Origin of the sequence: Microbispora catharanthi (genome assembly GCF_006334915.2) — a bacterium.
Classification (GTDB): Bacteria; Actinomycetota; Actinomycetes; order Streptosporangiales; family Streptosporangiaceae; genus Microbispora; species Microbispora catharanthi.
The window spans coordinates 115,264-129,715 of record NZ_VDMA02000010.1; the positions used below are offsets into that span (position 1 = coordinate 115,264).

A 14,452-nucleotide genomic window follows, 5' to 3' on the forward strand; every position below is an offset into this window, starting at 1 on the left:
GGTATCGATCATCAGTTCAGCTTAACGGTTTCGACAGAAATGCGAACTGGACCTACACGGTTGCTCGCCGGAAGGATCGCGGTATGACTCTTTCCGGCATCCATGTCCCGCTGATCACCCCATTCGCCGAGGACGGCGAGATCGCGTTCGAATCGCTCGAAGACCTGGCCCACGCCGTGCTCGACGACGGCGCGTCCGGGCTCGTCGCGCTCGGCACCACCGCGGAGGTCGCCACGCTGGCCGAGGAGGAACGGCGCGCGGTGATCGAGATCTGCGGCCGGGTCTGCCGGGAGCGGGGCGCCACGCTCACCGTCGGCGCGGGGTCGGCCGACACGCGGAGCACGGCCGAGGCGCTGCGCGCCCTCAAGGGGGAGGCGGACGCGGCGCTGGTGACGGTTCCGGCGTTCGTCCGCCCGTCCGAGGCCGGCGTGCTCGCCCACTTCACCGCGCTGTCCGAGCAGACCCCGGTGCCGCTGGTCGTCTACAACATCCCCTACCGGACCGGGCAGTCGGTGGGCGCGGCCACGCTGCGCCGGCTGGGCGAGCTGCCCATGGTGGCCGGGGTCAAGCACGCGGTCGGCGGCGTCGACCTCGACACGGTCGCCCTGCTCGCCGACCCGCCGGCCGACTTCGCGGTGCTCGCCGGGGACGACCCGTTCCTGTCCGCGCTGCTCGCCCTGGGCGCCGCCGGCGGCATCCTCGCCTCCGCCCACCTGCGCACCGGCGAGTTCGCCGAGCTCTTCCAGGCGTGGCGGGCCGGGGAGGTCGAGCACGCCCGCGCCCTCGGTCACCGGCTGTCGCTCATGTCGGCGGCCATGTTCGCCGAGCCCAATCCGACCGTCCTGAAGGGCGTCCTGCACGCGCAGGGCCGCATTCCCACCGCCGCCGTACGGCTCCCGCTCGTCCCGGCGAGTCAGGCGTCGATCGAGGCCGCCCTGCGGACACTGTGACCGCCGGAGGGGGACGCCGGCAGGACTCTTGGAGATAATCCGCAAGCGGACGAATTGATAGCCTGGACGCATGACCGCCATGGCACCCTCGCGTAACGAGCCCGACCTGTCCTTCCTGCTCGACCACACCAGCCACGTGCTGCGAACGCAGATGGCGGCGGCCCTCGCCGAGATCGGCCTGACGGCGCGCATGCACTGCGTGCTCGTCCACGCGCTGCAGGAGGAGCGTACGCAGATCCAGCTCGCCGAGCTCGGCGACATGGACAAGACCACGATGGTGGTCACCCTCGACGCTCTGGAGAAGGCCGGCCTCGCCGAGCGCCGCCCGTCCAGCACCGACCGGCGCGCCCGGATCGTCGCGGTCACGGAGAAGGGCGCGCAGGTGGCGAAGCGGAGCCAGGAGGTCGTCGACGGCGTCCACCGGGCCGCCCTCGGGTCGCTGCCGGAGGAGGAGGCGGAGGTGCTCGTACGCGCGCTCAACCGGCTGGTCACGGGGCATCTGGCCACGGCGGTGGAGGCGCCGCAGCCGGTCAGGCGGGCGCGTCACCGCGGATGATCGGTCCATAAGGGATCGTCTACAACAAAACTATCTGCTACGGTTTTTCCTGTTCCTCATGAACAGGAGGCGACTCATGTCGCGTATATCCCGATCCCGGTGGCTCGTGCTGGGCGTGCTGTCCGCCACGATGCTGATGACGGTGCTCGACGGCAGCATCGTGACTGTGGCCATGCCCGCCATCCAGCGGGATCTCGGCTTCGCGCCCGCTGAGCTGAGCTGGACGGTGAACGCCTACCTCATCGCGTATGGCGGACTGCTCCTGCTGGCGGGCCGGCTGGGCGACCTGATCGGCCGCCGGGCCATGTTCCTGGCGGGCAACGCCGTCTTCGCCGCCGCCTCCCTGCTGGCCGGAGCCGCCACCGGGCCGGGGGCGCTGATCGGCGCCCGATTCCTTCAAGGCGTCGGCAGCGCCATGGCCTCGGCGGTCGTGCTCGGCATCCTGGTGACGACCTTCACGGACGCGGGGGAGAGGGCGAAGGCCATCGGCGTCTTCAGCTTCACCGGCGCCGCCGGGGCGTCGCTGGGCCAGGTGCTCGGCGGAGTCCTCACCGACGCGCTGGGCTGGAACTACATCTTCCTCGTCAACGTGCCGATCGGCGTGGTCACGATCGCGCTGGCGGTCCGGGCGCTGCCCGCCGAGAGGGGGCTCGGGCTGTCGGCGGGCGCGGACGCCGTCGGCGCCCTGCTGGTCACGGCCGGTCTCATGCTGGGCATCTACGCCGTGGTCCAGATCGAGCGGTACGGCCTGCGCTCCCTGTGGTTCGGCGCGGTGTCGCTCGTGCTGCTGGCCGCGTTCCTCGTCCGCCAGGCGACCGCCCGGACCCCGCTCATGCCGCTGCGGATCCTCCGCTCGCGCGCCGTCGCCGGGGCCAACCTGGTGCAGGTCCTGACGCTGGGCGCGATGTTCGCCTTCCAGGTCATGGCGGCGCTGTTCATGCAGCAGGTGCTCCGGTATGGCGCGCTCGACACCGGCCTGGCCATGCTCCCGGCGGCGCTGGCCATCGCGGGGGTGTCGCTGTTCGCGTCCCCGCGGCTGAGCACCCGCTTCGGCGCGCGTGCCGTGCTGCTGGGCGGCCTGGTGCTCCTTATCGGCGCGATGGCCTGGCTCACCCGCGTCCCTGTCGACGCCCGCTACGTGACCGACCTGCTCCCCGTGATGGTGCTCATCATGGGCGGAGGCCTGGTGCTTCCGGCGCTGACCGCGCTCGGCATGTCCGGCGCCCGTTCCGACGACGCGGGCCTGGTCTCGGGGTTCTTCAACACGACCCAGCAGGTCGGGATGGCCGTCGGCGTCGCGCTGCTGTCCACGCTGGCCGCCTCCCGCACGGAGGGGCTGCTGGCGGGCGGGGCGAGCGAGGCGGTCGCGCTGACCGGCGGCTACCGGCTGGCCTTCACGGTCTCCCTGGTCCTGCTGGTCAGCGCCCTCGTGGCCGCGTACGTCGTCCTGCGACGGCCCCGGGCGGGCGTGGAGCAGGCGGCGGAGCTCCAGCCCGAGCGAGTCTGAGGGCTGCCGCGCCCCAGGGCCCTGTGACTCCAACGAAACGGCCCCCGGCTGTCACCGGCCGGGGGCCATGCTGCGTCCTCTCCCGTGCGACCAGTGTTGACGGAGGCGGAGATGCGCGTTCCCTCGCAGGCCATGCGCGCACCCGCGGTGCGGGTGACGACCCGCGCCCGCCTCACGCACTGCCTCGCCCGGCCGGTGAGTGACGGTGACCGCGCCCCCGCGCGACCGGCTTCCGTACGGCGACGCGTTCGTCGCCGGTCTGTCCCCCGACTACGGAGCCATGGTGGATTCCCAGACTCTTCTCGTCCTCGCCGGAGCCTTCTTCGGCATCTGGCTCGTCTCCGACTACGTACGCAACTACCTGTCCAGGTGCCCCAAGTGCAAGGGCAGTGGCACGCTCAAGGCCACCTGGTGGTCCGGGCGATACCGGCCCTGCCCGCGCTGCGGACGCAAGGGAGAGGTCCCGCACGCCTTCGGCCCCAAGAGCTGAGCCGCCGGGAAACATCGCTTTCCGGATGATCCGTTGTCAGGCTGCTCCTGACGGCCTAGCCTGTGGGGCGAGCGTCAGGAACAGCCTGACACGTTATCCCCTTGGAGGCGACATGCCGGCTCCTTCTCTGGCGGAACAGGACATCCGCTGCTCGTTCTGCTCCAAGCCGAAGACCGATGTGGCCAAGATGATCGCCGGTGCCGGCGTCCACATCTGCAACGAATGCGTCGGGCTCTGCGCCGAGATCCTGGCAGCCCAGTCGGTCGAGACGCCGGAGATCCCGTACACCGAGAGCATGACCGTCGAGCAGATCCTGGAGTTCCTTCCGCGGATCGCCGAGGTGGGCGCGCAGGTCGAGGACAACCTGCGGGTCTGGGTCCAGCGGGCGCGCGACCGGGGCGCCACCTGGGCCAGGATCGGTGCCGCGCTCGGCATGACCCGGCAGTCCGCCTGGGAGAGGTTCTCCGGCGAGGAGTGACGCGGGGCCGATCGTGTTCTCGAGGTTCAGGTGCACTTGGCGCCGTTGACGCTGAAGAACGTCGGCGCCGGATTCGTTCCGGTGTTCGTGCCGGTGAAGCCGATGTACACGGTCTGCCCGGGAGCGAGGTCCCTGTTCCACTCGTAGCCCTGGGCGTCCACACTGCTCCCGCTCTGGGTCCACTGGGCCGACCAGCCGGAGGTCACGTGCTGGCCGCCCGAGGGGAAGACGAACGCCAGGTGCCAGCCGGGAATGATCCGCGAACCGGTGTTGGTGACCGCGATGGAGGTGCTCGTGCCGCCCTGCCGGGACGTGGAGGTGTAGTTCACCTGGCAGGAGGGCGGGATGGGCGGCGCCGACGGAGACGGCGAGGTGGGCAGCACGTCGTTGTAGACCGTCACCGTGACCGGCTCCGACGGGGCCCGGGACGCCCTTGGTGTCGACGGCCCTCACGTAGAGGGTGTGCGTCTCGGACGCGACCCCGTACGGGGGGAACGGCAGGGTGACGGTCCCTTCGGTCGCGAGGGGGATCGCCGCGACCGCTGCTCGTCCTCCACACCTCCGACCTCGACGTGGTCGCCAAGCGGCTGCGCGAGCACGGCGTACGGGTCTGGGACGAGCGCGAGGACCCCGGCAGCCGCTCCCTCCACTTCGCCGACCTGTACGGCAACGTCATCGTCGTGGCCCACCTGCTGTCGTCTTGATCACCTTCGCTGCGCATGCCGTCCCGCGCAGCGGGACTGTTGCCGCCGAGAGGCGTGCGCCCGGCGCGGCGGCTGAGCATCGGACTCCCGTCAGGGCACGAGCACGATCTTGCCCATGGCGGCCCTGTCCTCCATGCGCCGGTGTGCCTTCGCGGCTTCCGCGAGTGGGAGCACGGTGTCGACCTGCGGGAGGAGGCGGCCCTCGGCGACCATGCCCAGCACGTCCGCGCGGGCGGCCAGCACCCCCTGAGCCCAGGCGTCCATGCCGCCGCAGCCCACGAGGGTCAGCCCGCGCCGCAGGAGGTCCATGGGAGCGATGCCGGGCGCGCCGTTGAGTACGCCGTAGAACATGATCCGGCCGCTGCCGGGCGTGAGCGCGTCCAGCAGTCGCCCGGCCGAGGCGCCGCCGAGGGATTCGAAGACCACGTCCACCGTCTCGCCGTCGAGAGCGTCGCGTACCCCGTCGGGCCAGTCAGGGTCCGAGTGGTCGAGCACGTGGTCGGCGCCCAAGGCCTCTGCCCTGCGTCGCTTGGCTTCGCTGGCCGCCGTCCCGATCACCCGGCCGGCGCCCGACTCCCTGGCGAGCAGGGTCAGGTAGCCCCCGGTGCCGCCTCCCGCCGCTTCGATCAGCACGTTCTCCGTTCCGTTCAGGCGCGCCGCCCGTAGCAGGGCCAGCGCCAACGCCCCCTGCACGGCCACGGCGACGGCGTCCGTCGCCGTCACCTCGTCGGGAATGAGGGTGAGAGCACCCGCGTCCGCCGCCACGTACTCGGCGTACGCGCCGCTCGCGCCGTCCAGGTTCATCACGTGTGCGCGGGCGCCGGACAGGGACGGGTCCACCCCCTTCCCGACCTCGGTGACCGTCCCGGCGGCCTCGAAGCCGAACACCGCCGGAAGCGGCGCGGGGAAGGGGAACGCGCCCCCGCGCAGCAGCGTGTCGGCGTAGCCGACGCCCACCGCCTCCGTCCGTACGAGCACCTGCCCGGGGCCCGCGGTGGGTGTGGGGACCTCTTCCAGCCGAAGGACCTCGGGTCCGCCGCTCTCGTGCATCACGATCGCACGCATGTGTTTCCCCTCTTTCCGGAGTTAACTGGACCTCAGGTCAAGTTGATGTGAGCGCTACTATATGGACCGTTGGTCAAGTTGTCTATCGAGAGGGCACGAGTGGGCGAACAGCGGCGCGAGCGCGCTGACGCGGCGCGAAATCGGCGCGCGATCCTGGAGGCGGCGGAGGAACTGCTGCGGCTGCACCGGCCCGACGAGGTGTCGATTGAGCAGGTCGCGGCGGCCGCGGGCGTGGGCAAGGGCACGGTGTTCCACCGTTTCGGCAGTCGGGCAGGGCTGATGCTCGCCCTGATGGAGGAACGCGCACAGGAGCTGAGCGAGGCCATCGCCGCCGGTCCCCCTCCGCTGGGTCCGGGGGCGCCGCCGCACGAGAGGATCCTGGCCTTCCTCGACGCCATGGTGGCTCTCGCCTCGCGAAACGTCGGCCTGATCACGGCGCACGAACACGCCGTGGCCACGCAGAGAAGCGCGGCCGGTCCCCGGGAGGCCAACCCGGTCTACCGGCGGTGGCATGCTCATGTCTCGGAGCTGATCGCGCGGGCGCGCCCGGACCTGGACGCCACGCTCGTCGCCCACCTCCTCATCGGCTCGCTGCACAACGAACCGGTGGCGCGGCTGCTGCTCGACGGTGAGTCCGAGCGGCTCGCCGCCGGACTGCGGTCGCTCGCGACGTCCCTGCTCGGCCCGGGCTCGGCCCCGATGTAGTGGAGATCACGGTGCAGTGGAGATCACGGTGCGGTGGGGATCAGCGGCGCGAGCGAGGTGTGATGCCGCAGCCGGGCGGCCGTGGCAGGCCGCCACCCGGCCGCCCGGCAGCAGGAGCGCGCCCACGTGGGTGCCGGTCATCGTGCCCTCGGTGAAGGCGGGGTCCTCGCAGGGAGCCTTGCATCAGGCGGTGTAGCAGATGTCGGGGAAGCTCTTGCAGAGGGGCGGGCCGCGATCGCAGCCTCGTGGCGCCCGTTGGCGTAATGTGCAATATCCGTGTCGTTGACGCCATGAAGCCCCGCTCGGAAGCATTGGGGCATGCAGCGACGCGTGGTCATCGTGATCTTCGATGGCTTTCAGATGTTCGATCTCGCCGGACCGGCCGACGTCTTCACCACGGCGAACCTGCTCGTGCTGGAGCCCGGCTACCGGGTCGAGGTGACGGCCGTGCGCGGCGGTGCCATACCGGCCCAGAACGGGATCGCGACCGTCGCGGAGACTCCGCTGGCCGAGGTCGCGGTGCCGATCGACACGCTGCTGGTCGTGGGCGGGCTGTCGGTGCCGGAACACCTGCGCGATCGGGAGCTGATCGCTGGCGTCGCCCGGCTGGCGGCGGGGGCCGGGCGCGTCGCCTCCGTCTGCAACGGGAGCTTTCTCCTCGCGGAGGCCGGGCTGCTCGGCGGCAGGCGCGCGACCACCCACTGGCTGGTCGCGGGGGAGATGGCCGACCGCTATCCGGACGTCGAGGTGGACGCCGATCCCATCTACATCCGCGACGGGAACGTCTGGACTTCGGCCGGGGTCAGCTCGGGAGTGGATCTCGCCCTGGCGCTCGTGGCCGACGACCACGGCCACACGCTCGCCCGCAACGTCGCCCGCGGACTCGTGGTGTACCTGCACCGCCCGGGCGGGCAGAGCCAGTTCAGCGCGCCGATGAGGGCAGCGGTCCCGCGCGCCGAGCCGCTGCGCGAGATCCAGGCGTTCATCGACGCCAACCCGGCCGCGGACCTGAGCGTGCCCGCGCTCGCCCGGCGGGCCGGGATGAGCGAGCGGCACTTCTCCCGCGTCTTCACCGAGCAGACCGGGGTCTCACCCGGCAGGTACGTCGAACGCAGCAGGGCCGACGCCGCCCGGCGGCTGCTGGAGACCACCGGCCACCCCCTGGACAGGGTGGCCAGGGAGTCGGGACTCGGCGTCCCCGAGACCCTCTACCGGGTCTTCCACCGCCACTGGCGCGTCTCACCCGGCGACTACCGCCGCCGGTTCCGATCGAAGGAAGGCAGCAGATGACGAACATCGCCATCCCCCTCTATCCCCGGTTCACCGCGCTCGACGCCGTCGGGCCGTACACGGTGCTGGCCTTCGCCCCGGGCTGCACGGTCACGTTCGTCGCGGCCGAGCCCGGGCCCGTGCTCGACGACCGGGGGAGCCTCAGCCTCGCGGCCACCGCGTCGTACGACGACCTGCCCGCGCCGGACGTGATCGTCGTACCGGGAGGACCCGGAACGATCGAGGCACTGTCCGACGCGGAGCTTCTGGGCTGGATCGCGCGGGCCCACGAGCGCACCCGGTGGACCACCTCGGTGTGCAGCGGCTCGTTCCTGCTGGGCGCGGCGGGCCTGCTGAAGGGCCGCAGGGCGACGACCCATTGGGGATGGCTCGACCAGCTCGCCGGGTTCGGCGCCGAGCCGGTGAGCGAGCGCGTGGTGGTCGACGGCAAGATCGTGACGGCGGCGGGGGTGTCCTCCGGCATCGACATGGCTCTGACCCTGCTGGCCGCGATGCGCGACGAGGAGACGGCGCAGGCCGTGCAGCTCGCGATCGAGTACGACCCGCGGCCGCCCTTCGACGCCGGCAACCCGAAGACCGCCCCGGCGGGCCTGAGCGACAAGGCGATGGCCCTCATCAACTGAGCCTTTCCATCCGGCGGGCTTCGGGGAGGCGCCGGCGACGCCTGATGATGCTCTCGACCACGACCAGGTTGACGACCCAGCCCAAGGTCTGACCGATCGGGATCATCGAGATCGCGAGTTCTCCCGTCGATCCCGGATCGGCCCCGCGGAAGGGGATCTGGACCAGCAGGAACAGGGGAACGAGGATGCGCGCGGTGACCGCGAGGAACGTCAGGGCGTAGTTGCGCATCATCCAGTTGCGGTGGGCGGTGAAGTCGCGCCGGCGGGCGGCCCGGTACGCGAGACCGCCGGTGATCAGCCACAGAACGGCCGCGGTCGTGAGGCCGACCTGCGTCATGAGGCGGCCCGACCACAGCGCTACCGGGATCGTGGCCACCGCGGACGGCAGCACCCCGGCGAGGAGATAGACCCGGCCGAGCGTCCGGTGGACCCGCCTGCGCGCCCGCACCTTGGGCATGAACTGCAGGGAGCCGAGCACGAGCGCGACCGCGGCGGTCCCGATATGACCGACCAGAACGTAATAGTGGAGGCTGTCGCGCACATCGAGGCGGCTGTCGTCGATATCAAGGCCCAGGTACGGATAGACGAGCACCGAAGTCGCGATGACCGCGACGGTGAAGATCACCCATGCCGTTCGCCTGTTCATGGCCCGGAGCCTCGCAGGCACGGGCTGCTCCGGCATCCGCCCGCGGATGGCTGCGCGCCTACGCAATTCGGCGTACGGACCCCGTCGCTTGAGCGTTCCGTCGGCCCTTCGACGGCGGCAGCCGGAGAAACGCGGCCTCGTCAGGCGACTCCCCTCATGCCCGAGGAAGCGCGGAGGGGGATCGGGGAGTCGCCCGACGTTCGCGGTTACGCTTCGAGGCCCTCGCTCTTGGCGATCACACGAGCGACCTTGTCGGAGAACTCCTCCCGCCACGCCTTCTGGATCCGGATTTCGTCCAGTACGACGGCGAAAGCGCCGCGGAACTCCTCCAACGTCTGGCGGATCGCGGCTGTGTCGGCGCGCAGCTCTTCCTGCCCCTTGCGGAGGTCGTCCGTGATGGAACGCAGCTCCTCTTGCCCCTTGCGGAGCTCAGCCGTTTCGGTTCGCAGCTCGTCCTGTCCGGCTCGCAGTTCGTCCTGGCCGGCTCGCAGTTCGTCCTGGCCGGTACGCAGTTCGGCTGTGATGGTGCGGAGCTCTTCCTGCCCCTTCTGCAGCTCGTGCTGACCCGTGCGCAGATCGCTCATCTGCTCACCGCACTTGATCAGCATGGCGTTCTGCAGTCGGACATCGCTCCTGATGCCGGTGATTTCCCGCTCTATGGCGTCGATGCGTTCCTCGGTCTGTGGCATGCCGACAGGATAGGGACATCGGAGCGATCACGCACAGTGAAATCACGATCTCTCTGTGTCCGAATCTTGCGGCTGTCCTTCCGGTCGGTACGCGCCAGGAAGTTCAGACGGACGTGAACTGCCATGAGACGGCGGTCAGACGCGGTACGGCATCCGGATTCGCGAACTGCGCGAAGGCTGGACGGCTCAGGTCGAGGTGGTTGGCCGCGCAGCCGGGACAGAGGTCTCTGATCGGCACCTTGATGGTCTTGCCGCCGTACGTGATCAGCACTGCCTGCTTGCAGAGCGGGTCGTTCATGTGCGTGGTGCCTCCGCAGGAACCGTAGCCCGCGCGCGCGAGCATGTGTCTCGTCGATAGAGATCCCCCAGCGGACTCGTGAGGTGATTGCTCGGAAACGCTACGTCGCCGATCTTGTGAACTCCATCAGCGTCGCGGCGGGGTCGTGAACCAGACATGCACGCAGTGGAAGCTGAGGATCACCTGTTGGTGAGACGGTGTCGGGGCCGCTCAAGCTCTCGGACAGCGTCGCCAGGTCGGTCAGGCCAGTTCTCGGGCGCGCGCACGTAGGAACCGCGATGAGGGACGGTGAAGACGTAGCCCTGGTCCCGGAGGAGTCCGATGGCCTGGCGCACGGTCACCTTGGCCACGCCGTACTGCTGCATGAGTGACTTCTCGCTCGGGATCGGCCGGTTCGGTTTCAGCTCTCGCCGCCTGATGCGTTCAGCGATCTCTGTCGCGATCAGCTCGTACAGGGGCGGGTTACGACGGGGACGGTAGACGGTGCCGTCTCCTACGAAGGTCCCTACCCCTTGCAGGGTATGAACGAGGCCAAGATCCCTCAGTTCCCGGGTGACGCGCCGTGCCGTGGGGCGAGCCACCCTGTATTCGGCCTCCATCTCAGCCTCACTCGGGATGGCATCACCTTCGACCAGCTCGCCCCGGCGGATCTGTTCCTGGATCAGGTCGGCGATCTGCTTGTAAACGGGTACCGGTCCATCACGGTCAAGCATGGGTCGACCGTAGACCGACCCAGACGACTAGACGATGGAAACCGCTAATCCGCCGGCCACTTGTCCTCCGGTGAGACGAAGCTCCCTCGCTGGGGGACGGTGTAAACCCAGCCCTGCTCGCGGAGACGACCGATCGCCCTGCGTACCGTCTCGCGTGCCACCTCGTACTTCTGGACCAGCGCTGTCTCGCTTGGTATGGGACGACGCGGGCGCAGGTCGCCGTCGCGAATCCCCGCGACGATGTCGTCTGCGATCTTCCGGTACATCGGAATCTTTCGCGGCTCTCGCGGCGCGGTGTCCGGTGAGGTCACGAACGTGCCCTCGCCCTGCACCGTGTAGATCAGGCCTTCTTCCCGCAGCATGTGGAAGGCGCGTCGTGCTGTGGTCCGGGCCACGCCGAACTCACTCTGGATGGTGGCCTCGCTCGGAATGGGGTGTCCGGGCGGAAGGTCACCTCGCTGGATCTGCTGCCGGATGATCTCGGCTATCTGCACGTACAGATGCGTGTCACCGTCGTGGTCGAGCACGCGCGAAGCCTAGACGACCCACTACGAGCCGGTCTGTATGACTATGCCTGATTAGGCGTTGTGTTTTGTCCTGGGCAAGGCCATACAACTAGACGTACTATGCAACTATGCATTCTCGGGAGGAGGCCAAGGGACGCGGCGCCAGGCGGTGTCGGTGACGATCACGTGGTCGAGGAAGCGGAGGCCGACGGTGTCGGCGGCCTCGTGGAGGCGGGCGGTGACCTCGACATCGGCGGGGCTGGGGACGAGCGATCCGCTCGGGTGGTTGTGGGCGAGGCCGAAGGCGGCCCCGCCGGAGAGGAGGACGGTGGTGACGATGTCGCGGACGGGCGCGGGGGTGTGGTCGCTGCCGCCCTCGGTGACCACGGCGAGGCGCAGCACGCCGCCGCGCCCGTCGCACACGACCACGACGAGCCGCTCGCGCGGCTGTCCGTGCAGCAGGGGAGCGGCAGCCGAAGCGATGTCGGCCGAGCAGGTGATCCGGCTTCGCTCCGGCTCCGCCTGGGCCCGCCGTACGAGATGGAACGCGGCCGCCACGCGGGCGGCCTTGGCGGGACCCACGCCGGGGACGGCGAGCAGCCGATGGGCTTCGGAGCGGGCCAGCTCGCCGAGGTCGCCGCAGTGGGCGATGAGCTGGGAGGCGAGCTCGACGGCGCTCACGCCCCTGCTGCCCGAGCCGAGCAGCAGGGCGAGCAACTCCCTGTCGGCGAGCGCGGCGGCTCCCGACGCCAGCAGCCGCTCACGCGGCTGGTCGGCCAGGGGCATGTCCTTGACGCGCATCGGCACCTCCGGATGGGGGATCCGGATCGGTTGTACCAGTGGGCACCGACAGTCAGAGGGGACTGGGAATGCCGTAGACCAGGCGGAATCTGTCGCCGGGCACCACGGCGTCGCTGGTCTCCACCGGGCGCTCCCCGGCCCAGTACGTGCGCTCGATCTGGAGCACCTGGACGCCGGCGGGCAGCTCGAGCAGGTCGCTCTCGGTCGGCTGGGGGACACGGATGAGCACGGTCTCGCTGATCTCGGTGAGCGGCAGGCCGCTCGCCACGAGCCGGAAGGCCGCGCTCCTGCGTTCGTACGTGCCCTCCTCGGGCGCCTGGCTCTGGCCTGGCTCGACCGGTTCGTACGAGGTGAGCAACTGCACCGGGCGGCCGTCCCCGCGGAAGACGTAGCGGGTCCTGATCACGGGGCTGCACTCCCCGACGCGCAACCGGTGGGCGATGTCGGGAGGGGCGTCGGCGAGCTCGCTGCGCCAGCTCCAGCTGGGTTGTCGTCCGCCCGCCTGCATGTCGTTGGCGAAGGCGGCGTGCGGTTCGGGGAGGCGGCTGCGGTGGAGCGGGAGCAGGATCGGTTTCTCCCGCACCCGGTGCCCGGAGCCCACGCGGCCGATGATGAGGCCCTCCTGGGCGAGCACGCGCAGCGCGTGGCGGGCGGCCGTCTCACCGACGCTGTACTTCCGGGTGATCTGGTGCCGCGAGGGGATCGGTGCGCCCGGGGGGAGCGTGCCGTCGACGATCTGGCGGCGAATGTCCTCGACTACGCGCAGGTAGACCGGATCAGAGTTTGCCATCAATCCATCCCTGAGGGGGTGACGGGTCCTCCAAATCTTGGCGTATTCGCCGGGCGACCGAGAGTGACGGAGATGGCCTGTGACTCCAACTTTGCCTGGTGAAAGGGCTGCTAATGGGTGATTGTGCCGCTAAGCGGCCAGGTGCTGATATTCCCCTCCCGCCGCCCTATCACGGCATCCATGCCAGCCCTCCCAGGGACGGGCACAAGAAGATCAGCTGGATGAAGCCCACCAACCGGAGCGATCGCGTGCGGGTGCGCCGCCACACGTGTGAGTGCAAGGCGACGATCTACGAGCTGTGCGCGGCGGGCGGGCTGTTGTTCATCCGGCGGACGACGCGGGGCAAGAAGGTGGAGATCCGCGAGACCGAGCGCCTCGTCGCCACGCGGATGGAGGAGCTGTGGGTGAGGCTCCTCTCGGGGGAGGTCCACTGATCCGCTGGGGCGTATCCCGCCGAGGCTCTGCCGCCGGCCCCCGAAGGCGCCCCAGGGGTGCAGAAGCCGCTGTTCGCGGGCGTTCCGGAAAAATTTCGTCAGCGGTGTGTAACATCCGCGTAAGGCGCGGCGATTCCCGGTTAGAGGTCGCTGATGTGTGTACCCCCGAGCACATATCGGCGGCCTCTTCCGCTGCCGGCGGCGTCCGCGGGGCGGTACTGGACATAACGGGGTGGCGAGGTCCATCACTCCTGCGGATCCGGGTACCGTTCGGTCTATGGCATCGCCTACTGGAACCTCCGACGCCCCCTTCGGCCGCACGCTGACCGCGATGGTCACGCCGTTCACCTCTGACGGCGCCGTCGATTACGAGGGCGTCCAGCGGCTCGCCGCCTATCTCGTGGACGAGCAGCGCAACGACGGCCTGGTCGTCAGCGGCACCACGGGGGAGTCCCCCACCACCTCCGACGAGGAGAAGGACCGGATCCTCCGTGCGGTCGTCGAGGCCGTGGGCGATCGGGCCACCGTCGTGGCCGGCGCCGGTACGAACGACACGCGGCACAGCGTCGAGCTGGCCGAGGCCGCGGAGCGGGCGGGTGCGCACGGTCTCCTGGTGGTGACGCCGTACTACAACAAACCGCCGCAGGAGGGCCTGCTCCGGCACTTCACGGCCGTCGCGGACGCGACCGGCCTTCCGGTGATGCTGTACGACATTCCCGGCCGCGCCGGGGTGCCCATCACGATCGAGACCCTGTTCCGGCTGGCCGAGCACCCGCGCATCGCCGCCGTCAAGGACGCCAAGGGCGACCTGTTCGCGGGCTCGCAGGTGATGGCCTCCACCGACCTCGTCTTCTACTCCGGCGACGACCTGCTGAACCTGCCGTGGCTCTCGGTCGGCGCCGCGGGGTACGTCAGCGTGGTGGGCCACGTGGTGGGCGCCGAGCTGGCCTCGATGGTCGACTCCTACCGGTCCGGTGATGTCGAGAACGCACTGGCCGTCCACCGTCAGCTCCTCCCGGTGGTCTCGGCGATCATGACACGCACCCAGGGGGCGATCATGGTCAAGGCGGCGCTGAAGCTGGTGGGCCAGGACGCCGGGTACGTCCGCCCGCCGCTCGTGGACGCCACGGAGGAGCAGATCACAGCGCTTCGGGAGGACCTCATCACGGGGGGCCTCAAGCTTGTGGATTAGATCAACAGATGGAGC

20 protein-coding genes are annotated in these 14,452 nt (G+C 70.0%); 11 read left to right on the forward strand and 9 right to left on the reverse strand.

Annotation, left to right across the window (positions count from 1 at the left end; translation table 11 throughout):
* Nucleotides 1-83 precede the first annotated feature (83 nt).
* The 5 genes from FH610_RS20195 (at nt 84) to FH610_RS20215 (ending at nt 3,981) form a co-directional block, all read left to right on the forward strand.
* Complete coding sequence (locus tag FH610_RS20195) at nt 84-950, forward strand: dihydrodipicolinate synthase family protein (protein ID WP_139576080.1); 867 nt, start codon at nt 84-86, stop codon at nt 948-950.
* Nucleotides 951-1,020: 70 nt separating this feature from the next.
* Complete coding sequence (locus FH610_RS20200; protein WP_139576081.1) at nt 1,021-1,506, forward strand: MarR family winged helix-turn-helix transcriptional regulator; 486 nt, start codon at nt 1,021-1,023, stop codon at nt 1,504-1,506.
* Between the two features lie 76 nt (nt 1,507-1,582).
* Nucleotides 1,583-3,013, forward strand: a complete 1,431-nt coding sequence (locus FH610_RS20205) for an MFS transporter (protein ID WP_205825916.1) — start codon at nt 1,583-1,585, stop codon at nt 3,011-3,013.
* A gap of 205 nt (nt 3,014-3,218) precedes the next feature.
* Complete coding sequence (locus FH610_RS20210; RefSeq protein ID WP_139576083.1) at nt 3,219-3,503, forward strand: hypothetical protein; 285 nt, start codon at nt 3,219-3,221, stop codon at nt 3,501-3,503.
* 112 nt (nt 3,504-3,615) lie between these two features.
* Nucleotides 3,616-3,981, forward strand: a complete 366-nt coding sequence (locus tag FH610_RS20215; RefSeq protein WP_139576084.1) for a ClpX C4-type zinc finger protein — start codon at nt 3,616-3,618, stop codon at nt 3,979-3,981.
* A gap of 26 nt (nt 3,982-4,007) precedes the next feature.
* Here FH610_RS20215 and FH610_RS20220 read toward each other — a convergent pair whose 3' ends face one another.
* The gene (locus FH610_RS20220; RefSeq protein WP_139576085.1) at nt 4,008-4,382 is read right to left on the reverse strand and encodes a cellulose binding domain-containing protein; all 375 of its coding nucleotides are present in this window, start codon (nt 4,380-4,382) and stop codon (nt 4,008-4,010) included.
* A gap of 171 nt (nt 4,383-4,553) precedes the next feature.
* Between FH610_RS20220 and FH610_RS45255 the strand changes: the two genes are divergently transcribed.
* Nucleotides 4,554-4,685: a VOC family protein gene (locus FH610_RS45255; protein WP_276607694.1), complete on the forward strand. Its 132-nt coding sequence runs from the start codon at nt 4,554-4,556 to the stop codon at nt 4,683-4,685.
* 90 nt (nt 4,686-4,775) lie between these two features.
* Here FH610_RS45255 and FH610_RS20225 read toward each other — a convergent pair whose 3' ends face one another.
* Nucleotides 4,776-5,750, reverse strand: a complete 975-nt coding sequence (locus FH610_RS20225) for a quinone oxidoreductase family protein (RefSeq protein ID WP_139576086.1) — start codon at nt 5,748-5,750, stop codon at nt 4,776-4,778.
* Between the two features lie 69 nt (nt 5,751-5,819).
* Between FH610_RS20225 and FH610_RS20230 the strand changes: the two genes are divergently transcribed.
* The 3 genes from FH610_RS20230 (at nt 5,820) to FH610_RS20240 (ending at nt 8,368) form a co-directional block, all read left to right on the forward strand.
* Nucleotides 5,820-6,455 carry a TetR/AcrR family transcriptional regulator gene (locus tag FH610_RS20230; protein WP_240809078.1) on the forward strand — a complete coding sequence of 212 codons (636 nt, stop codon included), beginning with the start codon at nt 5,820-5,822 and terminating at the stop codon, nt 6,453-6,455.
* 318 nt (nt 6,456-6,773) lie between these two features.
* Nucleotides 6,774-7,745, forward strand: a complete 972-nt coding sequence (locus tag FH610_RS20235; protein ID WP_139576087.1) for a GlxA family transcriptional regulator — start codon at nt 6,774-6,776, stop codon at nt 7,743-7,745.
* Nucleotides 7,742-8,368 carry a DJ-1/PfpI family protein gene (locus FH610_RS20240; RefSeq protein WP_139576088.1) on the forward strand — a complete coding sequence of 209 codons (627 nt, stop codon included), beginning with the start codon at nt 7,742-7,744 and terminating at the stop codon, nt 8,366-8,368. The genes FH610_RS20235 and FH610_RS20240 overlap by 4 nt, the downstream gene beginning before the upstream one ends.
* On the opposite strand, the gene FH610_RS20245 is transcribed toward FH610_RS20240, so the two are convergent.
* The 7 genes from FH610_RS20245 to FH610_RS20275 form a co-directional block, all read right to left on the reverse strand.
* Nucleotides 8,361-9,014, reverse strand: a complete 654-nt coding sequence (locus FH610_RS20245) for a DUF2306 domain-containing protein (RefSeq protein ID WP_139576089.1) — start codon at nt 9,012-9,014, stop codon at nt 8,361-8,363. The genes FH610_RS20240 and FH610_RS20245 overlap by 8 nt on opposite strands.
* 206 nt (nt 9,015-9,220) lie before the next feature.
* Nucleotides 9,221-9,703, reverse strand: coding sequence for a hypothetical protein (locus FH610_RS20250; protein ID WP_139576090.1), 483 nt, complete (start codon nt 9,701-9,703; stop codon nt 9,221-9,223).
* 103 nt (nt 9,704-9,806) lie between these two features.
* Nucleotides 9,807-10,001 carry an RlpA-like double-psi beta-barrel domain-containing protein gene (locus FH610_RS20255; RefSeq protein ID WP_205825918.1) on the reverse strand — a complete coding sequence of 65 codons (195 nt, stop codon included), beginning with the start codon at nt 9,999-10,001 and terminating at the stop codon, nt 9,807-9,809.
* A 179-nt stretch (nt 10,002-10,180) separates the two neighbouring features.
* Complete coding sequence (locus FH610_RS20260) at nt 10,181-10,714, reverse strand: GntR family transcriptional regulator (protein ID WP_139576092.1); 534 nt, start codon at nt 10,712-10,714, stop codon at nt 10,181-10,183.
* A gap of 44 nt (nt 10,715-10,758) precedes the next feature.
* On the reverse strand, nt 10,759-11,241 hold the full coding sequence (locus tag FH610_RS20265; RefSeq protein WP_139576093.1) for a GntR family transcriptional regulator: 483 nt from the start codon (nt 11,239-11,241) through the stop codon (nt 10,759-10,761).
* 105 nt (nt 11,242-11,346) lie between these two features.
* The gene (locus FH610_RS20270; protein ID WP_139576094.1) at nt 11,347-12,021 is read right to left on the reverse strand and encodes a JAB domain-containing protein; all 675 of its coding nucleotides are present in this window, start codon (nt 12,019-12,021) and stop codon (nt 11,347-11,349) included.
* 52 nt (nt 12,022-12,073) lie between these two features.
* The gene (locus tag FH610_RS20275; protein ID WP_139576095.1) at nt 12,074-12,811 is read right to left on the reverse strand and encodes a GntR family transcriptional regulator; all 738 of its coding nucleotides are present in this window, start codon (nt 12,809-12,811) and stop codon (nt 12,074-12,076) included.
* Nucleotides 12,812-13,032: 221 nt separating this feature from the next.
* Between FH610_RS20275 and FH610_RS20280 the strand changes: the two genes are divergently transcribed.
* Nucleotides 13,033-13,245 carry a hypothetical protein gene (locus FH610_RS20280; RefSeq protein WP_225898376.1) on the forward strand — a complete coding sequence of 71 codons (213 nt, stop codon included), beginning with the start codon at nt 13,033-13,035 and terminating at the stop codon, nt 13,243-13,245.
* A gap of 277 nt (nt 13,246-13,522) precedes the next feature.
* Complete coding sequence (dapA, locus tag FH610_RS20285) at nt 13,523-14,437, forward strand: 4-hydroxy-tetrahydrodipicolinate synthase (protein WP_139576096.1); 915 nt, start codon at nt 13,523-13,525, stop codon at nt 14,435-14,437.
* Nucleotides 14,438-14,452: the final 15 nt, after the last annotated feature.